The 26,223-nt window shown below is 55.6% G+C and carries 25 protein-coding genes and 1 tRNA gene; 20 read left to right on the forward strand and 6 right to left on the reverse strand.

The window, feature by feature from the left end; translation table 11 throughout:
* Positions 1–52 precede the first annotated feature (52 nt).
* The 4 genes from purC to purL all read left to right on the forward strand — a co-directional run bounded on the left by purC (position 53) and on the right by purL (position 4,164).
* A complete protein-coding gene (purC, locus tag TH2_RS17260; protein WP_008891730.1) occupies positions 53–817 on the forward strand; it encodes a phosphoribosylaminoimidazolesuccinocarboxamide synthase in 765 nt (254 codons plus the stop codon).
* 124 nt (positions 818–941) lie between these two features.
* Positions 942–1,181, forward strand: a complete 240-nt coding sequence (gene purS / locus TH2_RS17265) for a phosphoribosylformylglycinamidine synthase subunit PurS (RefSeq protein WP_008891731.1) — start codon at positions 942–944, stop codon at positions 1,179–1,181.
* A gap of 86 nt (positions 1,182–1,267) precedes the next feature.
* The gene (gene purQ, locus TH2_RS17270) at positions 1,268–1,957 is read left to right on the forward strand and encodes a phosphoribosylformylglycinamidine synthase subunit PurQ (RefSeq protein ID WP_008891732.1); all 690 of its coding nucleotides are present in this window, start codon (positions 1,268–1,270) and stop codon (positions 1,955–1,957) included.
* Entirely contained in the window at positions 1,954–4,164 is a 2,211-nt protein-coding gene (gene purL / locus TH2_RS17275; protein WP_008891733.1) for a phosphoribosylformylglycinamidine synthase subunit PurL, read from the forward strand. Before purQ ends, purL begins: the two co-directional genes overlap by 4 nt.
* Positions 4,165–4,241: 77 nt before the next feature.
* Here the strand turns inward: purL and TH2_RS17280 are convergent, their stop codons facing one another.
* Positions 4,242–5,426, reverse strand: a complete 1,185-nt coding sequence (locus TH2_RS17280; RefSeq protein ID WP_008891734.1) for an Mrp/NBP35 family ATP-binding protein — start codon at positions 5,424–5,426, stop codon at positions 4,242–4,244.
* A 332-nt stretch (positions 5,427–5,758) separates the two neighbouring features.
* On the opposite strand from TH2_RS17280, the gene hflK reads away from it, so the two are divergent.
* From hflK to TH2_RS17300, 4 genes are all read left to right on the forward strand, one after another.
* Positions 5,759–6,886, forward strand: coding sequence for an FtsH protease activity modulator HflK (gene hflK / locus TH2_RS17285; RefSeq protein ID WP_008891735.1), 1,128 nt, complete (start codon positions 5,759–5,761; stop codon positions 6,884–6,886).
* Positions 6,886–7,758 carry a protease modulator HflC gene (gene hflC / locus TH2_RS17290; protein ID WP_008891736.1) on the forward strand — a complete coding sequence of 291 codons (873 nt, stop codon included), beginning with the start codon at positions 6,886–6,888 and terminating at the stop codon, positions 7,756–7,758. Before hflK ends, hflC begins: the two co-directional genes overlap by 1 nt.
* Positions 7,759–7,873: 115 nt before the next feature.
* Positions 7,874–8,065, forward strand: a complete 192-nt coding sequence (locus TH2_RS17295; protein WP_008891737.1) for a DUF2065 domain-containing protein — start codon at positions 7,874–7,876, stop codon at positions 8,063–8,065.
* Positions 8,066–8,278: 213 nt separating this feature from the next.
* Positions 8,279–9,772, forward strand: coding sequence for a DegQ family serine endoprotease (locus tag TH2_RS17300; RefSeq protein WP_008891738.1), 1,494 nt, complete (start codon positions 8,279–8,281; stop codon positions 9,770–9,772).
* 77 nt (positions 9,773–9,849) lie between these two features.
* Here TH2_RS17300 and serB read toward each other — a convergent pair whose 3' ends face one another.
* Positions 9,850–10,740, reverse strand: a complete 891-nt coding sequence (gene serB, locus TH2_RS17305; RefSeq protein WP_008891739.1) for a phosphoserine phosphatase SerB — start codon at positions 10,738–10,740, stop codon at positions 9,850–9,852.
* Positions 10,741–10,900: 160 nt separating this feature from the next.
* Between serB and TH2_RS17310 the strand changes: the two genes are divergently transcribed.
* From TH2_RS17310 to ilvC, 7 genes are all read left to right on the forward strand, one after another.
* Positions 10,901–11,155 (forward strand): type II toxin-antitoxin system Phd/YefM family antitoxin, encoded by a 255-nt coding sequence (locus TH2_RS17310; protein ID WP_008891740.1) that lies wholly within the window; start codon positions 10,901–10,903, stop codon positions 11,153–11,155.
* Positions 11,155–11,571: a type II toxin-antitoxin system VapC family toxin gene (locus TH2_RS17315; protein ID WP_008891741.1), complete on the forward strand. Its 417-nt coding sequence runs from the start codon at positions 11,155–11,157 to the stop codon at positions 11,569–11,571. Before TH2_RS17310 ends, TH2_RS17315 begins: the two co-directional genes overlap by 1 nt.
* Before the next feature lie 3 nt (positions 11,572–11,574).
* On the forward strand, positions 11,575–12,093 hold the full coding sequence (locus TH2_RS17320; RefSeq protein ID WP_008891742.1) for a hypothetical protein: 519 nt from the start codon (positions 11,575–11,577) through the stop codon (positions 12,091–12,093).
* The gene (miaA, locus tag TH2_RS17325; protein WP_008891743.1) at positions 12,086–13,042 is read left to right on the forward strand and encodes a tRNA (adenosine(37)-N6)-dimethylallyltransferase MiaA; all 957 of its coding nucleotides are present in this window, start codon (positions 12,086–12,088) and stop codon (positions 13,040–13,042) included. The genes TH2_RS17320 and miaA overlap by 8 nt, the downstream gene beginning before the upstream one ends.
* A 152-nt stretch (positions 13,043–13,194) precedes the next feature.
* Complete coding sequence (locus TH2_RS17330) at positions 13,195–14,958, forward strand: acetolactate synthase 3 large subunit (protein WP_008891744.1); 1,764 nt, start codon at positions 13,195–13,197, stop codon at positions 14,956–14,958.
* Between the two features lie 106 nt (positions 14,959–15,064).
* Entirely contained in the window at positions 15,065–15,574 is a 510-nt protein-coding gene (ilvN, locus tag TH2_RS17335) for an acetolactate synthase small subunit (RefSeq protein WP_008891745.1), read from the forward strand.
* Between the two features lie 116 nt (positions 15,575–15,690).
* Entirely contained in the window at positions 15,691–16,710 is a 1,020-nt protein-coding gene (gene ilvC / locus TH2_RS17340) for a ketol-acid reductoisomerase (RefSeq protein ID WP_008891746.1), read from the forward strand.
* Positions 16,711–16,788: 78 nt separating this feature from the next.
* On the opposite strand, the gene TH2_RS17345 is transcribed toward ilvC, so the two are convergent.
* Positions 16,789–17,982: an MFS transporter gene (locus TH2_RS17345; RefSeq protein ID WP_008891747.1), complete on the reverse strand. Its 1,194-nt coding sequence runs from the start codon at positions 17,980–17,982 to the stop codon at positions 16,789–16,791.
* A 222-nt stretch (positions 17,983–18,204) separates the two neighbouring features.
* On the opposite strand from TH2_RS17345, the gene TH2_RS17350 reads away from it, so the two are divergent.
* On the forward strand, positions 18,205–19,113 hold the full coding sequence (locus TH2_RS17350) for a pseudouridine-5'-phosphate glycosidase (protein ID WP_008891748.1): 909 nt from the start codon (positions 18,205–18,207) through the stop codon (positions 19,111–19,113).
* Positions 19,114–19,178: 65 nt separating this feature from the next.
* Here TH2_RS17350 and TH2_RS17355 read toward each other — a convergent pair whose 3' ends face one another.
* Positions 19,179–19,823, reverse strand: a complete 645-nt coding sequence (locus tag TH2_RS17355) for a pyridoxamine 5'-phosphate oxidase family protein (RefSeq protein WP_008891749.1) — start codon at positions 19,821–19,823, stop codon at positions 19,179–19,181.
* 89 nt (positions 19,824–19,912) lie between these two features.
* Here TH2_RS17355 and pdxR point away from each other — a divergent pair, with 89 nt between their 5' ends.
* Both pdxR and TH2_RS17365 read left to right on the forward strand, forming a co-directional pair.
* The gene (gene pdxR, locus TH2_RS17360) at positions 19,913–21,463 is read left to right on the forward strand and encodes a MocR-like pyridoxine biosynthesis transcription factor PdxR (RefSeq protein ID WP_238538727.1); all 1,551 of its coding nucleotides are present in this window, start codon (positions 19,913–19,915) and stop codon (positions 21,461–21,463) included.
* Positions 21,464–21,581: 118 nt separating this feature from the next.
* Complete coding sequence (locus TH2_RS17365) at positions 21,582–23,060, forward strand: cryptochrome/photolyase family protein (RefSeq protein ID WP_008891751.1); 1,479 nt, start codon at positions 21,582–21,584, stop codon at positions 23,058–23,060.
* Positions 23,061–23,097: 37 nt separating this feature from the next.
* Here the strand turns inward: TH2_RS17365 and TH2_RS17370 are convergent, their stop codons facing one another.
* Positions 23,098–24,645: a CYTH and CHAD domain-containing protein gene (locus TH2_RS17370; protein ID WP_008891752.1), complete on the reverse strand. Its 1,548-nt coding sequence runs from the start codon at positions 24,643–24,645 to the stop codon at positions 23,098–23,100.
* Between the two features lie 419 nt (positions 24,646–25,064).
* Between TH2_RS17370 and TH2_RS17380 the strand changes: the two genes are divergently transcribed.
* Positions 25,065–25,520 (forward strand): hypothetical protein, encoded by a 456-nt coding sequence (locus tag TH2_RS17380; RefSeq protein ID WP_157194215.1) that lies wholly within the window; start codon positions 25,065–25,067, stop codon positions 25,518–25,520.
* A gap of 115 nt (positions 25,521–25,635) precedes the next feature.
* Positions 25,636–26,064 (forward strand): hypothetical protein, encoded by a 429-nt coding sequence (locus TH2_RS17385; protein WP_157194217.1) that lies wholly within the window; start codon positions 25,636–25,638, stop codon positions 26,062–26,064.
* A gap of 58 nt (positions 26,065–26,122) precedes the next feature.
* On the opposite strand, the gene TH2_RS17390 is transcribed toward TH2_RS17385, so the two are convergent.
* Positions 26,123–26,198: transfer RNA gene (locus tag TH2_RS17390), tRNA-Phe, on the reverse strand.
* Between the last annotated feature and the right edge of the window lie 25 nt (positions 26,199–26,223).

Raw genomic sequence — 26,223 nt, forward strand, 5'->3', positions numbered from 1 at the left:
TCAGGGTGCCTGCTGCGTCGGACGGCGGGCCTAGATGTGAAAGATCCCGCCAATGTCCAGAAAGCAGCCCATCTACGAGGGTAAAGCCAAGGTTCTTTACGAAGGTACAGAGCCCGGAACGATCATTCAGTATTTCAAGGACGACGCCACGGCGTTCAACGCCCAGAAGCGCGGCACCATTGCCGGCAAGGGTGTCCTGAACAACATGATCACCGAATTCGTCATGACCCGTCTGGCAGAAATCGGCATTCCGACTCACTTCATTCGCCGCCTGAACATGCGCGAACAGCTTTGCAAGAAATGCGAAATTGTTCCGATCGAAGTCGTGGTCCGCAACATCGTTGCCGGTTCGATGGCCAAACGTCTTGGCCTCGAAGAAGGCGAACGCCTGCCGCGCCCGATCGTCGAGTTCTATTACAAGGACGACGCGCTGGGTGATCCGCTGGTGTCGGATGAACACATCCTCGCTCTGGGTTGGGCAGGCGCTGAAGAGCTTGAGGAAATTGTTGGCATGACCCTTCGCGTCAATGACTACCTGTGTGGTCTGATGCGCGGTATCGGTCTGAAACTGGTTGATTTCAAGCTTGAGTTCGGCCGCGTCTGGGAAGGCGACTTCCCGCAGTTGGTCCTGGCCGATGAATTCAGCCCGGATAACTGCCGTCTTTGGGATGCGATCACCAACGAAAAGATGGACAAGGACCGCTTCCGCCGCGATCTCGGCGGTGTCGAAGAGGCCTATCAGGAAGTCGCACGCCGTCTTGGTGTCCTCCCTGAGTCCGCCGAAATAGAGCAGCTTAAAAAAGACGAAACCAAATAACACCCCAAGGCCGCGCTCGCGCGGCCTTTTCTTATGGCTGGTCGGCCATGTGTGTCGGACAGCGTTTTGTTTGCAAACAGAACCCCGCGCGAGACCCGCGCATGCGAACTTAAAGGAGCTTCTCGTGAAAGCACGTGTTCATGTCACCCTGAAGAACGGCGTTCTCGACCCGCAGGGCAAAGCCGTTCACCACGCCCTTCAGGGCCTGGGTTTTGATGGCGTCAATGACGTCCGTCAGGGCAAATTCATCGAACTCGAACTGGATGGCACCGATGCCGCCAAGGCCGAAGCCGAGGTCAAGGAAATGTGCGAGAAGCTTCTCGCCAATACCGTGATCGAAGATTACAGCATCGAGCTGGCCTGATCGCCCGTGGCGGGCGGGGTCTTGCCGCAGCAGGGCCTTTGTCTATCGGGATTAAGTAACCGACACTAATCAAGAGACGGTATTTCATGAAATCCGCTGTCATCCTGTTTCCCGGCATCAACCGGGAGAATGACGCCATCGCAGCACTGAAACAGGCCACCGGCACCGAGCCCACCCTGGTCTGGCATGGCGACACCGAGCTGCCAAAGACCGACATCATCATGGTTCCGGGTGGCTTTTCCTATGGCGACTATTTGCGTTGTGGCGCCATGGCGGCCAAGTCGCCGATCATGCGTGCAGTTGCCGAACGTGCCAAACAGGGTGTAACCACCATTGGCGTTTGCAACGGCTTCCAGATCCTGACCGAAGCAGGCCTTCTGCCCGGTGCACTGATGCGCAATGCCAGCCTGAAATTCATCTGCAAGAACACGCATCTGAAAGTCGAAAACGCCGATACGCGCTTTACCAATCTTTATGGCGCGGGCGAGATTGTCGAATATCCGGTCGCCCATCACGACGGCAACTATTTTGCCGACAGCGACACGCTTGACCGCCTTGAAGGCGAAGGTCGCGTTGTGCTGCGTTACTGCGATGTGGATGGCAAAGTGGATCCGGCGACCAACCTCAATGGTTCCCAGCGCAATATTGCCGGCATCATCAACGAGGCGGGCAACGTCCTTGGCATGATGCCCCACCCCGAGAACGCAATCGATCCGCTGCATGGTGGCACCGATGGCCGCAATCTGTTCAAAAGCATGGTGGAGGCCGCATCGTGAGCTCCAACGATTTCAACAGCACCCCGATCACGCCGGAACTGGTCAAGGAACACGGCCTGAACGAAGAAGAATACAAACTCGTTCTCGAAATCATGGGTCGCGAACCCAACATCAACGAGCTTGGCATTTTCTCGGTCATGTGGTCTGAGCACTGCTCCTACAAATCTTCGAAAAAATGGCTGAAAACGCTTCCGACCAAGGCTGACTGGGTCATTCAGGGTCCGGGCGAAAACGCCGGTGTGATTGACATTGGTGATGGTCAGGCCGCCGTCTTCAAGATGGAAAGCCACAACCACCCGTCCTTTATCGAACCCTATCAGGGGGCTGCAACCGGTGTTGGCGGTATCATGCGTGACGTGTTCACCATGGGTGCACGTCCGGTCGCAAACCTCAATGCGCTTCGCTTTGGCGAGCCCGATCATCCGAAAACCCGTCATCTTCTGAGCGGTGTGGTCGAAGGCATCGGCGGTTATGGCAACTGCATGGGTGTTCCGACCATCGGTGGCGAAACCAACTTCCACGCATCTTACAACGGCAACATCCTGGTCAATGCGATGACCGTGGGTCTGGCTGATACCGATAACATCTTCTATTCAGCTGCGGCTGGCATCGGGAACCCGGTTGTTTATGTCGGCTCGAAAACCGGCCGTGACGGCATCCATGGCGCGACCATGGCATCGGCCGAGTTTGATGATGACAGCGAAGAAAAGCGTCCTACCGTGCAGGTCGGAGACCCGTTCACCGAAAAGCTTCTGCTGGAAGCCTGCCTTGAGCTAATGGCAACCGACATGATCGTCGCCATTCAGGATATGGGGGCAGCTGGTCTGACCTCGTCCTCGTTCGAAATGGCGTCCAAGGGCGGCGTTGGTGTTGAACTTTGGCTTGATAAAGTGCCTATGCGCGAAGAAGGCATGACGCCCTACGAGCTGATGCTTTCAGAGTCGCAGGAACGCATGCTGATGGTTCTGAAACCCGGTTGTGAAGACGCCGCCAAGGCGATCTTTGACAAATGGGAACTCGACTTTGCCGTCATCGGTACGCTCACCGATACCAAGCGCATGGTTCTGAAATGGCATGGTGAAGTTGCCGGTGATCTGCCGATTGATCCGCTGGCCGAAGCATCGCCGGAATATGATCGTCCGTGGGAACCGACGCCAAAACAGGATCGCATCGATCCCAACAGCATTTCGGCCAAGGTCAGCCATGTTGACGCGCTGAAAACCCTGATCGCATCGCCCGACCTCGCGTCGCGTCGCTGGATCTGGGAACAGTATGACCATCTGGTCCGTGGCAACACGATTGTCCGTCCGGGCGGTGATGCCGGCGTTGTCCGCGTCGAAGGCACGAACAAGGGCCTTGCCGCGACCACCGACTGTACCCCGCGCTATGTCATGGCCGATCCGGTAGAAGGCGGCAAACAGGCCGTTGCCGAAGCATACCGCAACCTGGTTGCAACCGGTGCCAAGCCGCTTGCCATCACGGATAACATGAACTTCGGCAACCCGGAACGTCCGCGCATCATGGGTCAGTTCGTCGGGGCCTGCCAGGGCATTGGCGAAGCCTGTATCGCGCTGGACTTCCCGGTCGTGTCGGGCAACGTGTCGCTTTACAACGAAACCAATGGCGTTGGCATCATGCCGACCCCGGCCATTGGCGGCGTTGGTCTGATTTCCGATCTCGGTCACCATGCAACGATCGGCATCAAGCGCGATGACAGCGCGCTGATCATGATCGGTGCGGCCACCGGTGAACTGGGTCAGTCGCTGTATCTCAAGACCATCGAAGGTCGCGAAGAAGGCGCCCCGCCGCCCGTCGATCTGGGGGCTGAAAAGCGTGCCGGTACGCTGGTGCGTGAACTGATCGAACTGGGTCTGGTGCGGACTTGCCACGATATCGCCGATGGCGGTCTTTTGGTCACCGTTGCCGAGATGTGCCTTGCGGGCAATATCGGTGCCGACTTGCATCTGCCAGAAGCAGGCAGCGAAATCGCATGGCTGTTTGGCGAAGATCAGGGCCGCTACGTGATCGCCACCCGCGATCCGGACAAGGTTCTGAACGCTGCTGGCAGTGCGAATGTCGCAGCCGTGATTATCGGTCAGGCTGGCGGTGATTCCGTCGTCATTGATGGCGGCGACAAAGTATCGCTTTCCGAACTGCGCGAACTCAATGAAGGCTGGATGCCATCCTTCATGGCCGAAGCCGTTTAATCAGGCCGCAGGCAAAACCAACAAAAAACCCCGCCGGAGCAATCTGGCGGGGTTTTTCTTTGCCTGCGTTGAGGCCCTTACTTAAAGCTGATCTTGGGGAACAGGCCCTTTTTCTTCGGCGCTTCTGCCGGGCCAACGCGCTCTTCGATGGCGGCGGCGATCTTGTCGGCAATCAGCCCATAGGCCTTGCTATGTTCGCCTTCGGGCTCGGTCTGGACAATCGGTTTGCCCTCATCTGCGCCGAGGCGAATTTTAAGGTCCAGTGGAATTTCACCCAGGAACGGCACGCCCAGTTCATCCGCCGCCTTGTGCGCCCCGCCATGATCAAAGATGTGATCGACATGGCCGCATTCCGGACATTTGTAATAGGACATGTTTTCGATCAGGCCGAACACCGGCACATTGACCTTGCGGAACATGTTCAGGCCCTTGCGCGCATCCAGAAGGGCGATGTCCTGCGGGGTTGAGACAATCACGGCCCCGGTCACCGGTACGCGTTGCGCCATCGAAAGCTGAATGTCGCCCGTGCCCGGCGGCATATCAACCACCAGCACATCAAGATCACCCCAGTCGGTATCGCGCAGAAGCTGTTCCAGCGCGCCCATCGCCATCGGGCCACGCCAGATAACCGGCTGTTCTTCTTCGATCATGAAGCCGATCGACATGATCCGCATGCCAAAGGCCGATGGCGGGATCATCTTGCCCTGATGTTCTTTGGACGGGACCGGCTTGGCATCGCGAAGGCCCATCATGCGCGGCAGGCTCGGCCCATAGATATCGGCATCCAGCAGGCCGACCTTGAGCCCCTTGGCCACCAGTGATAATGCAAGGTTGACCGAGGTGGTGGATTTACCCACCCCGCCCTTGCCGGACGCCACGGTGACGATGCTGCGCACGGTCGGCAATTCCAGCGGCATCTGCCCACCACCCTGCGGGCGCTGGCCCGGTTGTGCGGGGCGGCTTGGCTGTGATGGCTGTGACGGCTGTGTGCTTTGCTGAGCGGCGGCCTTGGGGCGCTCTGCCGTAAGCGCCACACGGGCAGTTGTGACCCCGTTCACAGCAGCCACCGCTTTTTCTGCTGCTTGGCGCAAACCTTCGAGAGCGGGGCCGCGTTCGGGATCAACGGCGATCATAACATTGACAGTTTCATCATGAATATCAATACCTTGCACCATGCCCTTGGCTGTGATTGATTGGCCGTCGACTGGGTCGATTACGCTATCGAGCGCGGCAGTAATCTGTTCACGGTTGAGGGAAGTCATATTGCGGTCTCCAAATTTCGGCTTAAGTCCGTGGTCACACAGAACTTGCAGGCGCGTATCATTGTTTTGCAAGGCAACCTGTCATATAAGGCCTAAGGGCATGCTCCGTCCAACAAGATTTCGTGAGTTTGCTTTTGGCTACAATCTATTGCAGTACCAACCGGCGTATCACAGGTTGGGTACAAAACTGGTGAGAAAAAAGTCTGATTTTCCCGGCATGTCCGGGCTGTATCAGGGGATTTGATCTTGTTGGACGGAGCATGCATTGGGGGCCTACCCCAAGCTCGGTAAACAAAGATAAACACCGAACGGCAAGAAGAGGAAGAAACTCGATGCCTTGGAATAATCAAGGGGGCGGTGGCCCCTGGGGCGGCGGCGGAAACAAAGGTGGCGGCCAGAACCCGTGGGGACAGCGTCCTTCCGGTGGTGGCGGCGGCGGAAACACGCCCCCCGACTTTGATGAAATGATTCGTAAAGGCCAGGAACGTCTTAAACGGCTGTTCCCCGGTGGTGGCGGATACAAGGGCTTTGTCCTGATCGGTATCGCCGTAATCGGGTTGTGGCTCTTGACCGGTTTCTACCGTGTCCAGCCGGGCGAACAGGGTGTAACGCTTCTGTTCGGCAAATGGGTTGGCACCACGGGTCCGGGTCTGAACTACTTCCTTCCGGCCCCGATTGGCGAGGTCATCAAGCCGAACGTCGAACGGACCAACCAGATCGAGGTTGGCTATCGCGGTGCAGGCACGGTGACATCCAACGGTTCGCGTGATGTGCCCGAAGAAAGCCTGATGCTGACCGGTGACCAGAACATCATCGACATTGATTATGTTGTTCAGTGGCGTATCAGCGATGCAGGTTCCTACCTGTTTAACGTGCGTGATCCTGAAAACACCATCAAGCTGGCATCTGAAAGTGCGATCCGTGAGGTCATCGGTAAAACCGACCTTGAAGAAGCACTGACTGTTGGCCGTGTCCGGGTTGAAGAACAAACCCGTACCCTGCTTCAGGAAATCATGGACGGTTATGAGTCCGGTATTTTCATTGCCGAAGTGAAAATGCAGAAAGTGGACCCGCCGCGCGACGTTATCGATGCCTTTAACGATGTGCAGCGTGCCCGTCAGGACCGTGATCGTTCCCAGAACGAAGCACTGGCCTATCGTAACGACATCATCCCGCGTGCAAAGGGTGAAGCAGAACGTCAGGTTCTTCAGGCCCGCGCATACAAGGATCGTGTCACCAAAGAAGCAGAGGGTGAAGCAGAACGCTTTATCTCCATCTACGATTCCTTCCTGACGGCCAAGGATGTGACGACCCGTCGTCTGTATCTGGAAACCATGCAGGAGGTCTTGAGCAAGTCTGACAAGATCATCATGGAACAGAACGGTGCAGGTAACGGCGTTGTCCCGTATCTTCCGCTTCCGGAAGTTCAGAAACGTGCGAATGCAGGAGGCAACAACTAATGGCAAGTCCTAAACTTATTGCCGCTGGCGTCGTCCTGGTTATTGCTGCTGTCGTTGGTTCGATGTGCGTGTTTACCGTACGTCAGGATCAGCAGGCTCTCGTTCTTCAGTTTGGTAATCCGGTCCATGCGGTTTCCGAACCGGGTCTGCATTTCAAACTGCCGATCCAGAACGTTGAATATTACGAACGTCGTATTCTGGAACTTGATCCGCCGGTTCAGCAGGTTCTTCTGTCTGACCAGAAGCGTGTCAATGTTGACAGCTTTGCACGTTGGAAAATCATCGATCCGTTGATCTTCCGTCAGCGCGCAACCAACTCTGCCAACTTTGTGCAGCTGTTTGGTCAGCGTCTGAACTCGGTCATCCGTGGTGAGTTGGCACAGGCCCCGCTTGTGACACTTCTTTCGGACAACCGTGCGCAGATCATGGAGAAAATCCAGTCGACCCTGATCAAACCGGCCGAAGAGTTCGGTGTCGAACTGATTGACGTTCGTATCGGTCGTACCGACCTTCCGCAGGAAACTTCGCAGGCGGTATATAACCGTATGCGTTCTTCGCGTATTGCCGAAGCCGCACAGCTTCGCGCAGAAGGTGAAGAGCTCAAGGCGAAGATCCAGGCTGAAGCTGATCGTGAACGTATCGGCATCATCGCCGAAGCCAACCGTCAGGCCGAAGTCCTGCGTGGTGAAGGCGATGGGCAGCGGAACGTCATTCTGGGTAAAGCGTATGGCAAGGACACGGAATTCTTTGAATTCTATCGTTCGCTTGAAGCCTACAAAATTGCGCTTGATAACGGCTCGACCATGGTGCTTTCACCAGACAGCGAGTTTTTCCAGTACTTTAATAAGTCTGGCCCAGCGACAAGCCGCTAGACAAAACATAAGGGCGACCTGCATATTGGGCTGGTCGCCCTTTTTGTTTTTATAAATTCGATTTGTCGGGCGACCGTCTGACAGATCACAAAGAAACGCCGGAACGTCCCTGATCATGAAGGAACTTGCAACAGCCATACTTCTGGCCATCGCGTTGGAAGGTATGCTTTACACGCTGTTTCCCGGCGGCCTGAAAAGGGTGATGGAGCTTGTTCAGGAAATTCCTGAATCGCAGTTGCGCATTGGCGGATTGATCGCCGCTGTCGTCGCGATTGGTGGAATATGGGCAGTACGGACCTGGCTTTAGCAACCGGGCTCAGGATCAGGGGAACTGCCGCGCAATCGGTCCTCGTCACGATATTGTGCTTACATTTCCTTGATTTTTCCCAGTGCCGCCCAAATTCTGCCAAAGTCGGGGTTAAGTTGATTACTTAAGCGACGGGTGAAATACAGTCCCGCCGCGCGCTGCTCAATGAGAATGACACATACCGTGAACGCGGCAACGAACAGGATCAGACACATGCTAGACGCATTATACAACCCGGTGCGGGCGAAGGTAACCGCCGCACTGGTGATTGTTCTCCTTGGCGTGACCAGTGTTTCGCAGATCGCGAATGCCCGCCCCGCTCCTGAGAGTTTCGCAGACTTGGCCGAAAAGCTTCTGCCGACTGTTGTAAACATTTCGACAAGCCAGATGGTCGCCGAAAGACAGGGACCGGACTTCCAGTTCCCTCCCGGCTCTCCATTTGAAGACCTCTTCCGTGATTTTATGGACCGCAACGGTCAGGGTGGCCAGGGCGGACCGGCGCCACAACGCCGCCGTGCGACCGCACTTGGTTCGGGCTTTATCATCTCGGCTGATGGTTACATTGTGACCAACAACCACGTGATTGACGGTGCCGATGAAATCACCGTGCGCCTGCATGATGGCGACACGCTTGATGCCGAACTGATCGGACGTGACCCGAAAACCGACGTCGCCCTGCTTAAGGTAGAACCGAAAGAAGATCTGCCCTTCGTCAAATGGGGCGATTCTGACAGTGCACGTATCGGTGACTGGGCCATGGCAATCGGCAACCCGTTCGGCCTTGGCGGCACGGTAACCGCCGGGATTATTTCCGCACGTAACCGCGACATCAATCAGGGCCCGTATGATGACTTCATCCAGACGGACGCCTCGATCAACCGGGGCAACTCTGGCGGTCCGCTGTTTAACCTTGATGGCAATGTCATCGGCATCAACAGCGCGATTTATTCGCCGTCGGGTGGTTCGGTCGGCATCGGCTTTGCCATTCCTTCGGCCATCGCACAAAGCGTTGTCGAACAGCTTAAGGAATATGGCCGCACCCGTCGTGGCTGGTTGGGTGTTCACATCCAGACCGTGACTGAAGACATCGCGGACTCGGTTGGTCTTGATGAAGCAACCGGTGCCATGGTTGCCGGCGTCTCCGAAGATGGCCCGGCGAAGGAAGCCGGTATCAAACAGGGTGACGTCATCCTGACCTTTGATGGCAAAACGGTTGAGTCGATGCGCCGCCTGCCGCGCATTGTCGCAGAAACCAAGATCGGCAAGGATGTCGATGTTGTGATCTGGCGCGACGGCGAAAAGCAGACCGTCCAGGTCGAGCTTGGCGAACTTGAGGAAGAAGTCGTCGCGACAAGCGCGGACAGCTCCCAGGAACAGCAAGCACCCGCTGTTGCCGAGGCCAGCATCGATGAACTTGGCATCAAGATCGCCAATGTCGATGAAAGCCTGCGTCAGCGTTACAACCTTGCCGAAGGCACCGAAGGTGTGATCGTCACCGAAGTTTCCGGCGACAGCTACGCCGCCGAAAAGGGTGTTCGCCCGGGTGACATTATCATCGAGGCCTCGCACAGCTCGGTTGATTCGGTCGACGACGTTGTCGATGCGGTCAAGGCCGCCGTTGACGATGGCAAACGCACCATTCTGATGTTGATTGAAACATCGGCTGGCCCGCGTTACTTCGGCCTGACGATCTCGACCGAGGAATAAGCCATCCGGCTTAAGTTGATATCAAAAAAGGGCGGCCTGATCATCAGGCCGCCCTTTTTGTTTAAACCGTTCGTGCCTTACGAAACGAAGTCCGACTTCGCGTAGCCCTGCAAATACAAAAGCGCGGTGAGATCACCGTGATTGATGCAAATGCGCGCCTGTTCCTGAACCGATGGTTTGGCGTGGAAGGCAACGCCAGTCCCGGCAAGCGAGATCATCTGAAGATCATTGGCACCATCGCCAACCGCAATCGCATCATCAACCGTGATGCCTTGCTGGGCGGACAGGGTTTCAAGCGCATCGACCTTGGCCTGACGATCCAGAACCGGTTTCTGAACCTTCCCGGTCAGCTTGCCATCCTTTTCAATCAGGACATTGGCCTGATCGTAGTCAAAGCCAAGCTCGGCGCGGACTGCACCGGTAAAGAAATCAAAGCCACCTGATACCAGGGCAACAAATCCGCCATTGGCCTTCATGGTCGCAACCAGTTGCCTTGCCCCGCCGGTATATTCGACCGTTTTCCAGGCTTCTTTCAGCATCTCGGTCGACATGCCTTCAAGAAGACCGACACGTTCATCAAGGGCTGCTTCGAAATCAAGTTCACCATTCATGGCACGTGCGGTGATGGCCGCCACCCGGTCCTTGACCCCGGCAAACTCGGCCAGTTCATCAAGGGTTTCACCAGTGACAATCGTGCTGTCCATATCGGCAATCAAAAGCTTCTTGCGACGTGTGGCAACCTTCTGTGTGATCGCATCGACCTCAAGCTCTGCCTCGGCCAGTGCCGTATCGGCAACATCAAGCGGGATCCCGTCAAAAGTAAGATCACACGCCTCGCCCTCGGCAAGCCAGGTCACATCCCCGACCAGTGCGCCTGCCCCGGTCAGCGCGATTGCCGCGTTATCAATCACGGCCTTGGTCAGCGCATTCGAATTCGGGGCGGCAATCAGGGTGAGAACCAATTTCATGGTCGCGAGGCTCCTTGGCGGGAAAGGCATAAAACATCTTTGTCGCCTTTATCCGAATTGCACCGGACTGTGGCAAGTATGATTGTTGCCTCTGTCGATTTTGTTGCCAGACAGCCCTATAAAATGTAGAATTGTTGCTACAAATTTGACGAGGTGAGAAATGGGCATCACGACAATCTCAAGCCGCGACTTTAATCAAGACACAAGCGGCGCAAAAAAAGCGTCCAAGGGAGGGCCGGTTATCATTACGGATCGCGGCAAGCCATCGCATGTGTTGTTATCGATTGAAGAATATCAGCGCCTCACGGGCTCCCTGCCCTCCATCGTCGAACTTCTTGCCATGCCGGGCGCAAACGATATTGAGTTTGAACCCCAACCAGCCCGGATCAACACGAAACCGGCTGACTTGTCGTAATGTTTATCCTCGATACAAACGTCATTTCGGAACTGCGTCGTGCCGGACAAGGTAAAGCAGATGAGAATGTGGTCAACTGGGCCAAATCGGTCGATGCCACCAGCCTGTATATTTCGGTCATAACAGTGCTTGAAATTGAAGCCGGTATCCTGCAGGTCGAAAGGCGTGACACGCAGCAGGCAGCTGTTTTGCGCAGCTGGTTCGAAAACCATGTTCTCAGAGCTTTTGAAAAGAGAATCCTGCCAATAGATGCTGCGGTTGCAAGGCGCTGCGCACAATTGCATGTTCCCGATCCCAAGTCAGAACGCGATGCAATGATTGCTGCCAGCGCGCTAGTTCATGGAATGACTGTTGTTACCCGCAACACCAAAGACTTTGATCGAACCGGCGTTCAACTGCTTGATCCATGGAGGTAAAGCATGCCCACTGATCGAAGCGAAATTGGTGTTTTTGATATCAGAACTGCGGAAGCATTTTTTACCTCCGCAGTAAATGCCTACAAACGCTACCATTCGGCAGATGAAAACAGAAAATCAACCCAAGACATTCTGTACGTTGTAATGGTCCTAGCGCATCTGCGCGAATGGATAGCGCCTGGCGAAAATTTCGGTAAAGGTGCCATCGCGAAGAATGCGGCGCACCAATTTGGGATAGATTTGTTTAACGAATGCCCTGCCTTTGTAGACCTTTTAGGACTTTGCAACGGCACCAAACACACCAAACCTCCCCCCACTGAAGTTGGCGGCAGCCTGAATATTGACGACTGGCTTAGTGTCGACGATGTGCATGATTTTGACAACGGCCCAGCCACCTTTCACGTTCTATACTCTGAGCGGGGAAAAGGTAAAATCACGGTCGGATTTGACGTTTGCGACCTAATTGAAGACGTAATCAAAAGATACGATACATGGTTTGGCCGAGATTCTTTAAATGACTGACCCCAGTTTCTTACCCGTCTTAATCGTCGCCGGCCCGACCGCCAGCGGCAAGTCGGCACTCGCCCTTGATCTGGCGGAGGCCTTTGACGGGGTGGTGATCAATGCTGATAGCATGCAGGTCTATAAGGAACTGCGTGTGCTGTCTGCGCGCCCCGATGACAGTGAAATAGCGCGTGCGCCGCATCGGTTGTATGGGGTGTTGTCCGGACGAGAAGCCTGCTCGGCCGGTAAGTGGCGTGAAATGGCGATGGCCGAGATTGCCGATTGTCATGCCAGTGGCAAACTTCCGATCATCACCGGTGGTACGGGCATGTATCTGAATGCCCTGACCGAGGGGATCGCGCCGATCCCCGATATTCCAGCACGGATTCGCGATCAGGTCACGAACAAGCTTGAAGAACTTGGTCACGCCGAATTCTTTGCCAAACTCAAGGCGCAGGATCCTGAAACCGCCGCCAACCTTGATGGCAGCAATACACAGCGGCTGATTCGCGCCGCCGAGGTTTTTGCCCATACCGGGCGCGGATTGGCAAGCTGGCACAATGAGCCGGTGATCACGCCGCCCGAGAACATGAAATTCAAGAAACTTTGTTACATGCCGCCACGCGACGTTTTGTATGACCGCTGTAACCGGCGTTTTGATCTGATGATCGAGCAGGGTGCGATTGACGAGGTCAAAGGGCTGCTTGCCTTGGAATTGCCTGAAACAGCGCCGGTTATGAAGGCCGTCGGCGTGCGCGAGATCGCAGCTTATCTTGCCGGGGAGATTGATCTGGCCACCGCCAAAGAGAAATCGCAGCGCGAAACCAGACGCTATGCAAAGCGGCAATTGACCTGGTTTCGGCATCAAATGTTAGCCAAGGAAATCATCGACGCGCAATATTCGGAAAGTTTGACAGCAAAAATGCGTCATGATGTTAACCAATTTCTGTTGACCACGCCAAAGTGAGGCGATAGGTTGGCCCTTCCCCCGCCGAAATGGCGGAAAACCGCCGTTTAGGCGGATTTTTCAACTCCAATTCGAGGATAATTGGATCATGTTTCAATCACGCGGTTATCACGCGACACGTTGTTGTCGCTAAGTAAAGAGGCTCGAAAATCATGGCAGAACGTATTTTAAGCGGTTCGGAAGTAGTGTTGCAGGCCCTTGCTGATCAGGGTGTGGAAGTCGTGTTCGGCTATCCTGGCGGCGCTGTCCTACCGCTATATGACGAGATATTTAAACAGAACCGGATTCGTCACGTTCTCGTGCGCCATGAACAGGCTGCTGTCCACGCTGCTGAAGGTTACGCCCGCTCGACCGGCAAGGTCGGCGTTGTGCTGGTGACTTCGGGACCGGGTGCGACAAACGCCGTTACGGGCCTTACCGACGCGTTGATGGATTCCATTCCAGTTGTCTGCCTGACAGGCCAGGTCCCGACCCATCTGATCGGGAATGATGCCTTCCAGGAAGCCGACACCACCGGCATTACCCGCCCGTGCACCAAGCATAACTATCTGGTAAAAAATCCGGATCGTCTGGCGCGCACGATGCACGAAGCCTTCCACGTCGCCTCAAGCGGCCGTCCGGGCCCGGTCGTTATCGACCTTCCCAAGGACATTCTGGTTGGCAAGGCACCGTATCTGGAGCCGGCACAGGTTCAGCACCGCACCTATAACCCGGTGGTCAAGGGCGAACGCAGCCAGATCGAAGAAGCCATGGAAATGCTGGCATCGGCGAAAAAGCCGATCCTGTATTGCGGTGGCGGGGTTATCAATTCCGGCATGCAGGCCTGCAAGCTTCTGACCGAGTTCACCCGCATGACCGGTGCGCCGATCACGCTGACCCTGATGGGTCTGGGGGCTTATCCGGCGTCCGACAAGCAGTATCTTGGCATGCTCGGCATGCACGGCACCTACGAAGCAAACATGTCGATGCATGATTGCGATGTCATGGTCGCCATCGGTGCGCGTTTCGATGACCGTGTGACCGGCAACCTCGATTTCTTTGCGCCAAATTCGCAGAAAATCCAGGTCGACATTGATCAGAGCTCGATCAACAAGAACGTTCCGGTCGATATCGGGATCGTTGGCGATGTTGGCCATGTTCTTGAAGACATGATCAAGATCTGGAAAGCCAAGCAGTACAAGATCGAAGCCAATGCTCTTGATAGCTGGTGGAAAGAAATTGAAGGCTGGCGCAGCAAACACTGCCTGTCCTACAAACAGCCGACCGACGTTATCAAGCCGCAGCACGTTATCCGCCGTGTTCATGCGCTTACCCGTGACCGCAAGACCTATATCACCACGGATGTTGGCCAGCACCAGATGTGGGCCGCCCAGCATTTCGGGTTCGAACATCCTTATGAATGGATGACGTCCGGTGGTCTGGGCACCATGGGCTATGGCATGCCAGCCGCCCTTGGCGTTCAGGTCGCCCACCCGGATGCGACGGTTGTGTGCTTTACCGGTGATGCGTCGATCATGATGAATATTCAGGAATGCGCGACGATGACGCAGTATCGTCTGCCGATCAAAACCGTGATCCTGAACAACCGTTATATGGGCATGGTCCGCCAGTGGCAGCAGCTTCTGCACGGGTCGCGCTATTCCGAAAGTTATAGCGAAACCCTGCCCGACTTCGTCAAACTGTCCGAAGCCTTTGGCTTCACCGGCATGACCTGCAATAACCCGGCTGATCTTGATGATGCCATCAAGAAGATGCTGGAAATTGACGGTCCGGTGATTTTGGACGTCGCTGTCGATGACAAGGAAAACTGCTATCCGATGATTCCGTCGGGCAAGCCGCATAATGAAATGCTGCTTGGGCAGGAAACCAACGGCGACGAAGCCATTGATTCCGACGAAGGGATGGTTCTGGTCTGATCCGCACAAACAAACAATCTGTGCGAATTGATCCCATCACATCAAAATGAAAAGGCCGGCGCGGGCGGCACGTTCTGCCCCGACCGAGCCCTAGCGGAGCGAAACCGTGAAAGAAACCGAAATTTCGAAACACACCATATCCGTTCTGGTGGATAACGAGTCCGGCGTTCTGGCCCGTGTAATCGGGCTGTTTTCCGGTCGTGGCTATAACATTGAAAGCCTGACCGTTGCCGAAGTCGACGCCGACGCCCACCAGTCGCGTATCACCGTGGTTACCTCGGGCACGCCCATGGTAATCGAACAGATCAAGGCACAGCTTTCGCGTCTTGTTCCGGTACACAAGGTCAGTGACCTGACCCTTGCCGGGCCAAGCGTCGAGCGCGAGCTTGCATTGGTCAAAGTGATCGCAACGGGTGAAAAACGTGTGGAATCCCTGCGTATTGCCGACATCTTCAAGGCGCGCGCAGTGGATGCGACCAACAATTCCTTCGTGTATGAAATCATCGGCAGCCCTGAAAAAATCGACGCCTTCATCAAATTGATGGAGCCGCTTGGGCTTTCGGAAATTTCGCGTACCGGTGTGGCAGCGATTTCGCGCGGCACACTGACGATGTGAGTTTGCCCTGCCCGGTGATCCGCATCGGGTACGGCATTGGGGCCTGCCCCATAATAATTATTACCATCCGCCACGCATGAAAATCAGCGTGGTCCAACGTCCAGAGGTATCGAAAGATGCGTGTTTATTACGACCGCGATGCAGATGTTAATCTGATCAAATCCAAAAAAGTTGCCATCATTGGTTACGGTTCGCAGGGCCACGCCCATGCGCTGAACCTCCATGATTCCGGCGTTAAGGAAGTTGTTGTTGGTCTTCGTGAAGGCTCCAGCTCGCGCAAGAAAGCCGAAGCTGCCGGTCTGAAAACCATGACCCCGGCCGAAGCTGCTGCTTGGGCAGACGTTGTCATGATGCTGACCCCGGATGAGCATCAGGCTGCGATCTATGCTGATGAGCTGCGCGACAACCTGAAACAGGGTGCCGCCCTTCTGTTCGCACACGGTCTGAACGTTCACTTCGGCCTGATCGAGCCGCGCGCTGATCTTGACGTCATGATGATCGCACCGAAGGGTCCGGGCCACACGGTTCGTTCCGAATACAAGCGTGGCGGCGGTGTTCCGTGCCTCGTGGCTATTGAGCAGAACGCATCTGGCAACGCGCTTGAAGTTGCACTTTCCTATGCATCGGCAATCGGTGGCGGTCGTTCGGGCGTTATCGAAACCACCTTCCGTGAAGAGTGCGAAACCGACCTGTTCGGCGAACAGGCTGTTCTTTGCGGCGGCCTGACCCAGCTGATCAAATACGGCTTCGAGACCCTGACCGAAGCTGGCTATGCGCCGGAAATGGCATATTTCGAGTGCCTGCACGAAGTTAAGCTGATCGTTGACCTGATGTATGAAGGCGGCATGGCCAACATGCGTTACTCGATCTCGAACACCGCAGAATACGGCGACTATGTCACCGGCCCACGCGTGATCGATCCGTCTGTCAAAGAACGCATGAAAGAAGTTCTTACCGACATTCAGGAAGGCAAGTTCGTCCGCGACTTCGTTCAGGAAATGCATTGTGGTCAGCCGATGTTCAAGGCAACCCGTCGTCTGCATGCTGAACATGAAATCGAAGAAGTTGGTACCAAACTGCGCGCGATGATGCCGTGGATTGCTGCAAACCAGCTCGTCGACAAAGAAAAGAACTAAGCACAGCTTGGATCCTTTTTTGCGCAAACGGCCGTCCCGATGGGGCGGCCGTTTTGCTTTGGTCATTTCGGGTTGGGCTTATCCGCCGTGTCTCATCTGTTTAACCGGGAAGCGCAACTCGGTCGCTGCCCAGATCACAACACACAAGACAGACACCCCGGCGCCAAGAACCACCACGGCAGGCCAGCCGCCCATGCCATAGGCAATGGCCGAACTGGCGGAGCCACAGGCACCACCCAGGAAGTAACTTGCCATATAGCCCGTGGTCAGACGGCTGCGGGCCTCAGGATTCAGGCGATAGACCTCGCTTTGATTGGAGATATGCGCCCCCTGAATGCCCAGATCGATCAGCACCACGCCAAGTGCAAAGGCAATCAGCGACCATTGCCCCCAATACAGCAGTCCCCAGCTTGAAACCGTGGTCATCAGAAAAGCACCGGTGCTGAGCCGCGCCCATCCCTTGTCGGCAAGTTTCCCGGCAATACGGGCCGCCAGGATACCGATTGCGCCAATCAGGCCATAAAGCCCGATCACCGCTTCGGACATGCCATATTGGCGCACCAGCATGAAGGCCATCGACGTCCAGAAAATCCCGAACACAGCATATTGTAACCCGCCAATCAGGCTGCGGCGGCGCAAGACCGGTTCATCACGAAACAGATGCAGGATCGAAAGATACAGCGTGCGGTAACTGGTATGCGAGGTCGGCGGGATATGCGGAATGATCCGGTAACAGGCCACCGCATAAATCGCCATCAGGACAGAGGCGGCGATAAACACCGACCGCCATCCGGCAAGCTCCGCCATGATGCCCGAAAATGTCCGGGCCAGTAGAATGCCCAGCAACAGGCCACTCATCACCGCCCCCACCGCAGACCCGCGTTTATCATCGGTCGCCAGGTGGGCAGCCAGCGGCACAAGGATTTGCGCAGTCACACAGGTGATCCCGACCGAAATACTAAACACCACCAGCATCAAAAATGACGGTGCCAGCCCCATCGCCAGCAACCCGACCGCCGTCAGGGCCGAGGTCACGGTCAGCAATTTGCGCCGTTCATGATGATCACCCAGTGGTACCACCGCAATCAACCCGGTCAGATAGCCAAGCTGCGCCACCGTCACCAGAAAACCGGCACTGGTTTCACTCAGCCCATATTCACGTGCAAGCAGTTCCAGCAATGGCTGAACATAGTAAAGACTGGCAACGGACAGGCCGCTTCCGACCGCCATAAAGATCAGGAGGCCGGTGGTCAGGGTGGGCTTGGAATGCATTCTCAGATGGGCCTTGAACGGGTTGGTGGTGAGCTTACGATAGCCGCCAAATCAGAGACTTACAATGCAGTGACTGACACAGGTGCCATGCCGTGATGGCATCGACGGATCCCGTCACGCACAGCAGCCATTCGTAAAACACCCTGCTTTGCGCTGGATTTCAAAGGCCGATCTGTTTAATTCTGGCCTTTAAAACTTTAAACCAGATATGAGCATATCGGAATGTCGGACTATATTGATATCGCCCCCGAGGTCGCAGAGGCCTTTGCCGCAGGCAAGCCTGTTGTTGCCCTTGAATCAACCATCATTTCCCATGGCATGCCCTATCCGCAGAACCTAGAAACCGCGCGTGCGGTTGAACAGGACGTGCGTGATAACGGTGCGATCCCGGCCACCATCGCCGTGATTGGCGGTCGTTGCAAAATCGGGCTTTCCCCCGAGGAACTGGAATATTTCGCCAAGGGAACCGACATTCTTAAATTGTCGCGCCGTGATATCCCCTATTGCCTTGCCAAGAAACGCGATGGCGCCACCACCGTATCGGCAACCATGATTTTGGCGGAAAAGGCCGGCATTCGCGTTTTTGCCACCGGTGGCATTGGCGGGGTTCATCGTGATCTTGCCGGTAATTTCGATGTGTCGGCCGATTTGACCGAACTTGGCAAAACCAGTGTTGCGGTTGTCTGCGCCGGGGCCAAGGCGATCCTTGATATCCCCAAAACGCTTGAACATCTTGAAACGCTTGGCGTGCCGGTTATTGCCTATGGCACCGATGAATTCCCGGCATTCTATTCGGTCGAAAGCGGTCAGAAAGCGCCGCTTCGCCTTGATACCCCCGAAGAACTTGCCGCTTTCCTGAGTTCGAAATGGGAATTCGGCCTTGAAGGTGGCGCCGTCATTGGCAACCCGCCAGAAGCCGACAAGGCACTGGCCCGCGAAGCCATCGAAGGGGCAATTGAAGATGCCCTGATCGAGGCCAAGGAAAAAGGCATTCAGGGGCGCGATGTGACCCCGTTCCTTCTGGCCCGCGTGACCGAGTTGACCAAGGGCAAAAGCCTTGAAGCCAACATCGCCCTTGTGCGCAACAATGCCCGCCTTGGCGCGAAAATTGCCGCTGCCATGGTCGACTGATTGGCACTGGCCACCCTTAATGATCAAAAGAAACAGGCTGGCACATCTGCCAGCCTGTTTTGCGTTTAACTGCGTTGATATCCTTTGCCCTCGAACCCGGGCTTGATGCGCGCATCGTCCACTGGTGCGCCCCACGTCGTTGTGCAGGGCAGGACACCGGCCCAGACAGACCAGTCGTAGTCTTCTTCGTCATCGACCGGATCGCCGGCCCGGACCTTTGCCGAAACCTGGTCCAGATCAAAACCCAAGAACATGGTTGCCTTGAGTTCCTGTTTGTTGGGATGACGGATGTGGTCCCACCGGCCCGGTTCCAGTTTTTCGGTAAACAGCCGGGAATGTTCCATCTTTTCGGCGTCATCACTCACCACTGTTCCTTTGCCATAAATTACGACCGAACGGTAATTGGCCGAATGGTGAAACGCCGAACGGGCCATCACCAGACCATCCAGATGCGTGATGCACAGACAGGCTTCTGCCCCGTCTGCGATCGCGGCCAGAATGCGGTTCTTTGACGCGCCATGGATATAGATCCGCTCCCCCACCCGCCAGTGGGCGGTCGGGATCATGGCGGGGCGCCCATTGACCACGGTTCCGACATGGCAAATCAGGGCATCGTCGATAATGCCATGCACCTGATCGCGGTCATAACTGGCACGATTAGGCCCCCGGACAACTTTGGTGTGGGGATGGATTTCGTATTGATCGGACATGGCGGGACCTCTTCGTCAAAAAATCAGGCGTCGAATTTGGCCCGATCATGGATCAAATTGGACTTTTCAAAAGGTCCATTATAATAAAAGTGACAGAACCAATTTTCACCGGGGTCGCGATGGTGCGCAGTGATTACAGCTGGATTTATCCAAGCCAGTCGGACAATACCGCCGATGATGGCGGCACCACCGCCTATCGCCGCCTGTATCACGGGATCAGATCGGCCATTCTGGATGGCCGATTGCATCCGGGCGAACGCCTTCCGGCCAGTCGGGATTTGGCCAAATCACTTGGTATTTCGCGCAACACGGTGGTGACCAGTTTCGATCTGCTGACCTCGGAAGGCTATCTTGAAACCCGGGTCGGCGCCGGAAGCTTTGTTGCCAGCACCCTACCTGACCGGGATATGCAAACAGGCGACCACGGCCCAGGCAAAAAATCCCAGGCGGCAAATGATCGCCCGATACGGCTTAGTCAAAGTGCCACGCGCATGCTGGCCTATCAGCGACGCTTTCCGCGCTTTCGCATTGCCCGTCCATTCAACCCGGCGACACCCGATCTTGATGGTTTTCCGTTTGATCTTTGGGCGCGGTTGTTGCGCCGGTCGTGGCGGGCGCCCGATATTGATCTGACCATTCCCGACGATCCGCTTGGATTGCCGCTGCTGCGTTCTGAAATTGCCAAATGGTTGCGGCAATCGCGCGGAGTGAATTGCAATGCCGATCAGGTGATGATTGTTTCGGGCGCGCAGCAGGCGCTTGACCTTGCCGCACGCGCCCTTGTCGATCCCGGCGATATCATCGCCACCGAAGACCCGGGCTATGAAGGCATTCGGGGCGTGCTGGCGGCAAGTGGGGCTGTGGTTCAGCCAATTACGGTTGATGAGGATGGCCTCGACATCGAAGGCCTTGCGCAAACGCCTTCCCCGGCCCGGATTGTCGTCACCACGCCTTCACGGAACTATCCGTTGGGTACAACGCTTTCTCTTGCCCGACGCCTCGCCCTTTTGCAGTGGGCGCAGGATAATGATGCCTGGATTGTCGAGGATGATTATGACAGCGAGTATCGCTATGACGGGCCGCCGCTGTCATCGCTGCAAGGACTGGATACCGACAACCGCGTGATCTATGTCGGCACGTTTTCGCGCGTACTGTTCCCCGGTATCCGGCTTGGCTACCTTGTGCTGCCTCCCGCACTGGTTCCGGCCTTTCGCGGCATTCGCGGTTTTGCCGATGGCGTCCCGGCACCGACAACACAGGCCGCCCTTGGTGCCTTTTTCGCCGAGGGGCATTTTGGCAGTCACGTGCGCAAGATGCGCCTGCGCTACGGCGAACGGCGTTCGCACCTTAAAAACCTGATCACGGCGGACGCATCCGATATCCTGTCGGTGATGCCCTCTGATGGCGGATTGCATCTTTGCGCACGTTTGATCGGCGATCAGGACGACATAGAAATGCAGGAAGCCTTGGTAAAGGCGGACCTTGATTGTCGTGCATTGTCTTCATATTTCCACGATCCGCGGTCAAAAAATGGACCGGAACCCGTGCGCGGTCTTGTGCTTGGTTTCGCCGGATGGAAAAAAGATGTGCTTTCGGAAAGTTTCAGTGAACTGGTCAGAACCATCAGACGTAAGTCTTGATGTACCCCGAGCCAGAGAGAGCGGCACGACTTCCCTCTAGATGCTGTCACAGTCGTGACGCTCTCTCCCCTCCGGCTTACAATCCCCCCGAAATGCACCAAAAAACACAGGAAGACAGATGACCGAACGCCCGATCGCCGTGATGTGGTTTCGAAACGACCTGCGACTGGCGGACAATCCGGCCCTTTTGGCAGCGGTCAAATGGGCCAAGGAAAATGACGGTGCTGTCCTTCCGGTTTTTATTCTGGATGACGTGATTTCAGATCAACTTGGCGGCGCGACGAAATGGTGGCTGGAAAAGAGCCTGACGGCGCTGAACCGCAATATCGCCGATCTTGGCGACACAAAGTCTGATCGCGCCCTGCGCCTGTTTAAAGGGAATGCAAAAACCGTTCTGGAAACCATTGCCGATGACAAATCGGTCAAGGCGGTGTTCTGGAACCGGCTTTATGACAAGCCATCGACCAAGCGCGATACCGAGATCAAGGCAGCCCTTCAGAACCACGGTCTGACCTGCGAAAGTCATAAGGCCAACCTTTTGTTTGAACCGTGGGACGTCAAAACCGGATCAGACACCGATTTCAAGGTCTATAGCCCGTTCTGGCGGGCGTGCCTGAAGCTCCCCACCCCGCGCGAACCAAAGTCCGCCCCCGAAAGCCTTGCGCTGTTCAAGGGCGAGGTTGATGAACAAATCAACATCGCCGACTTCGACCTGTCGCCAAAGCCGGTGAATTGGGCCGGTGGCCTTGAGGAGCGTTTCAGCCCCGGCGAACAAGGCGCGAAAGACCAGCTGTTTGACTTCATCGATGATCGTCTTACCGATTATGCCGATCTGCGCGACCGCCCGGACCGTCGGGTAACGTCGGAACTCTCGCCGCATTTGCGCTTTGGTGAAATCAGCCCCTATCAGGTCTGGCATGCCGCTAACCACTATGCCGATGCCAATCCGGGCAAGGGCAAGACCGCCTCGAAATTCATCGCCGAACTCGGCTGGCGGGAATTCGCCCATCACATCCTGTATCACGCAACCGATCTGCGTTCTGTCCCACTTCAAGGCCAGTTCAAGCATTTCCCGTGGTCAGATGACGCAAAGGGCCTTCGCGCCTGGCAAAAGGGCCAGACAGGTTTTCCGATTGTCGATGCCGGCATGCGCGAACTTTGGCATACGGGCTATATGCATAACCGGGTTCGGATGATTGTGGGTTCGATCCTGGTAAAGCACCTTTTGATCCATTGGCGCGATGGTCTGGCGTGGTTTGACGACACGCTTGTCGATGCCTGCCCGGCCAACAACCCGTTTTCATGGCAATGGATCGGCGGTTGCGGGGCAGATGCCGCCCCCTATTTCCGCATTTTCAACCCGGTGCTTCAGGGCGAAAAGTTTGATCCCAAGGGCGAGTATGTCCGTCAATGGGTACCGGAACTGCGTGACATGCCCGAACAATATATCCACAAACCGTGGGAAGCCTCCCCGCTCATCCTCAAGGCCGCTGACGTGACGTTAGGCAAAACCTATCCCGAGCCCCTGATAGGGCTCAAGGAAGGCCGTGAGCGGGCTCTTGAAGCCTATCAGGATATGAAAAAGGCTGCCGGGTGATCCCGACAGCCTTTCGCATTACCGACGCACACGGTGCCTATTTCCAGAAAACCTTCTGATCGATGAAATCGTGCATCGCGTCTTCGATGCCCTCAAGACGATGATCAGCACGTGCGCCGAACCAGCCCGATATCAGACCGACCGCAATCATCCCGTCTTTTGAAAGTTGTGGTGCCAGTGCCATCAAACGCGCTTCGGCAACGGCGGCGTCCTGAAGCTGGCCCAGGATTTCCTGCATCGTCGTCAATTTGCTGCGGAACTTCTTGACCTTTTTTGACCCGTAAATGGCCCCGAAGAACTCCGTCCCATAGCGCATCTGTTTGACATCAAGACGAAGCGCATGAAGTTGTGGCGTTGTCAGACCCGCAACGTGATCACCGCGTTTGGTGACCCGTTTATAGGCCTGCTCCAGAAGCGGTTCGGCCATTTCCGACACAGGTGCGGCCATCGCCTTCATTTGCGCGGCACTCGCCCCTGATGCCCAACGCGAATAGCTTGCCCACGCACCAAGCAGCAAAAGCAACTGCCCGTATTCCGGTTGATCGAGCATATGCCGTGCGTTTGCAAGGGCGGCTTCGCGTTGCTTTTCGGCGGCCTTGCGCAGCTCCGCCACACCTGCATGATCCGGGAAGCGCTCCTCGATCATTGGAAGCGTCTCGGTCAGGAACACATCCCAATCTCGCAGGCCATCAAGCCCCTTGCTGCACAGTTTCAACAACCGGCGCAGCAATACGGCCTCACCCGCAGGCAGGTTTTTCTTAAACAGGTTCAAGGCAACGCGCAGGCGGCGCATGCCAACCCGCATCTGATGACACCCTTCGATATCAAGGTCCTGACGCACGCAGACCTCGTTACTGAGGATCATGCGAAGCCCCTGCGCGATCACGGCACGAAATGCGGTTTCCGCCGACATATCCGGGGTCAGTTTCACTGCCGCCGCCCGATAGGCACCCGGCCCATTGCCAAGATAGAGGTCGCGTCCGCGCGACGCCTTGGACCGCATGCTCAGTAACAGCGGCACGGTCCTTTGCAGCTCAAGTGCAAGGTCAAAAAGGGCTGCCGGATGGCCTTCCTTGAGCTCGAACTCGACCTCGGAGATCGGCACTTCCTTCTCGCCGGATCGGACAACACCCTGATCAATGGCAAGTTCAATCACCGCATCGCGATAGGTCAGATCCACCGCCCCGCGCTTAAGGTCGCTTTCGAAAATGCGGTCGATCTTCTTTTTCTTCACAAACTTCTTCAGAAGCTTTTTGACGTCCTTGTCGGTAAACCGGTCAAGATCAAGAACACCTTCTTCAAGCTCGACCGTCCATTCATTACGTTCGGGAAGCGCCTCGCGCAGGCCGTTGGTCGCCTTGATGGTCTGCTCCCAACCATTCGCGCCCTTCTTGCGCAGACGAACCGCCAGGCCCTTTTCAGCCAGCGAGAGTTTCGGCGTGTCATGATAGATGGAGACAAGGTGGGTGGTCACCAGACGACGACCTTCCTTGACCTCGCGCAGGACCGGCGCGTTTTTAAGACGCGCGACATGTTTCGGATCGATGCGAAGTTTGAGTTCGATCTCGATCTGCTTCTCGGCCATCTGGTTCCCCTAAGCGAGTTATTGTCACAGCGCGACGTCGCGCTGTTCCGCCACCAAGTAGTAACCAATTTTATGTTTCAGCGGGTTGAAACAAGAAGCGGGAATGATGGTAGCGGAATGTAAGATTTTCGCAACAAAAGGCAGAAACGCCCCCAAAATCAAGCCTTAAAAGACCGATCAGCATTTTGCACAACCCTCTGTTTTCATTTGAAAACAAATAGAGGCAATCAGGTTCATTTGATGCAGGTTGCTTGCACATACCTTGCGCATTCACCCCTAACACAGACCCTTTCAAGTCGTTGATGCAAGGGCGATTCTGAACGGTTGCATCGTCATATATTGATAACAGTTTCGCACCGTTTGCGAATTGCGTTTTGTCAGTTACAGTCTGTTCAAATTCAATCTGCCAGAGGGCGAAGATGCTTAGCCGTAGCCACACTTTCAAGACCGCCCTGATCATGGGGATTGCAATGCTGATCAGCGGCTGCAAAACAACAACCACCACAAGCACCCCTGAAATCAGCTATGACGCATGGCAGGCCAAACAATCGGCATCGACAGTGCCCTACAGCACCAACACCATGGTCAAAATCAATCTGAACTGGTCGCGCATCGGGCCGTTTTCACGCTATGACACCTGGGTGCGGGCCAACGCCTTTGGCGGGATGTTTGATGTTTATGGCGCGCAAACTTGCCTTGGCAAATTTGTCCGCGATGATCGACTGGCCCCCGCCCATGGCTGGTGGGAACTGATTTGCCAGGATGACAGCTACGCCGCCGGAAAATTTCAGCTGACCGAACAGGGAAACATTCTGGGCATCGGTAATGCGATTAATGGCGAGAAGGTCGGGTTTGACCTGCCTATCCCAAATTGAGTTCGATCATTAAAATAACGCACGCGCTCTAAATCGACCAAAACAGTTACGTTACTTGCGCATCGACCCCACAGCCGTAAAGTAACAAAGAAACTGTCGATAGACTGGAGAGCACATGCGTATTCGGCCAATGACCGCCATGATCAGCTTGGGAGCCTGCCTTTCCTTAAGCAGTTGCGCAAGCCCACCTCAACCAGAAACTTCGATCCCCCAGACGGAGCTTGAAGATTCTTATCCCCGAAAAGGTGTCGTAAAGATCAGTATTGGCTGGCCGCGCCTAGGCCCTTTGACAAGCTACGATGCCTTGGTTCAAGCCAACGAAGCCGAAGGCAAGATTGAAGTATATGGCGAACAAACCTGCCGAGGCAGGTTTGAGTACACGAGCGAAGTACCTGATTTCGATGGCTTGTGGGAATTGTTTTGCGGCGACGATGGTAACTATGCAGGCGGTTTCTTCCAGCTCAATGACCAAGGCACTATAATCGCGTCCGGCATTGATTTGTACGATACACAGATTTCGTTCACCCTGCCGGTTCCGAACTGATTGGGCGCAAAAACAAAAAACCCGGCCAGAAGGCCGGGTTTTTTTGGCTACCGAAAGATGGTGCCCAGGGGCGGACTCGAACCACCGACACGCGGATTTTCAGTCCACTGCTCTACCAACTGAGCTACCTGGGCAAATCCGACTTTCGTCTCCGTTTCC

This window comes from Thalassospira profundimaris WP0211 (genome assembly GCF_000300275.1).
GTDB classification, from domain to species: domain Bacteria; phylum Pseudomonadota; class Alphaproteobacteria; order Rhodospirillales; family Thalassospiraceae; genus Thalassospira; species Thalassospira profundimaris.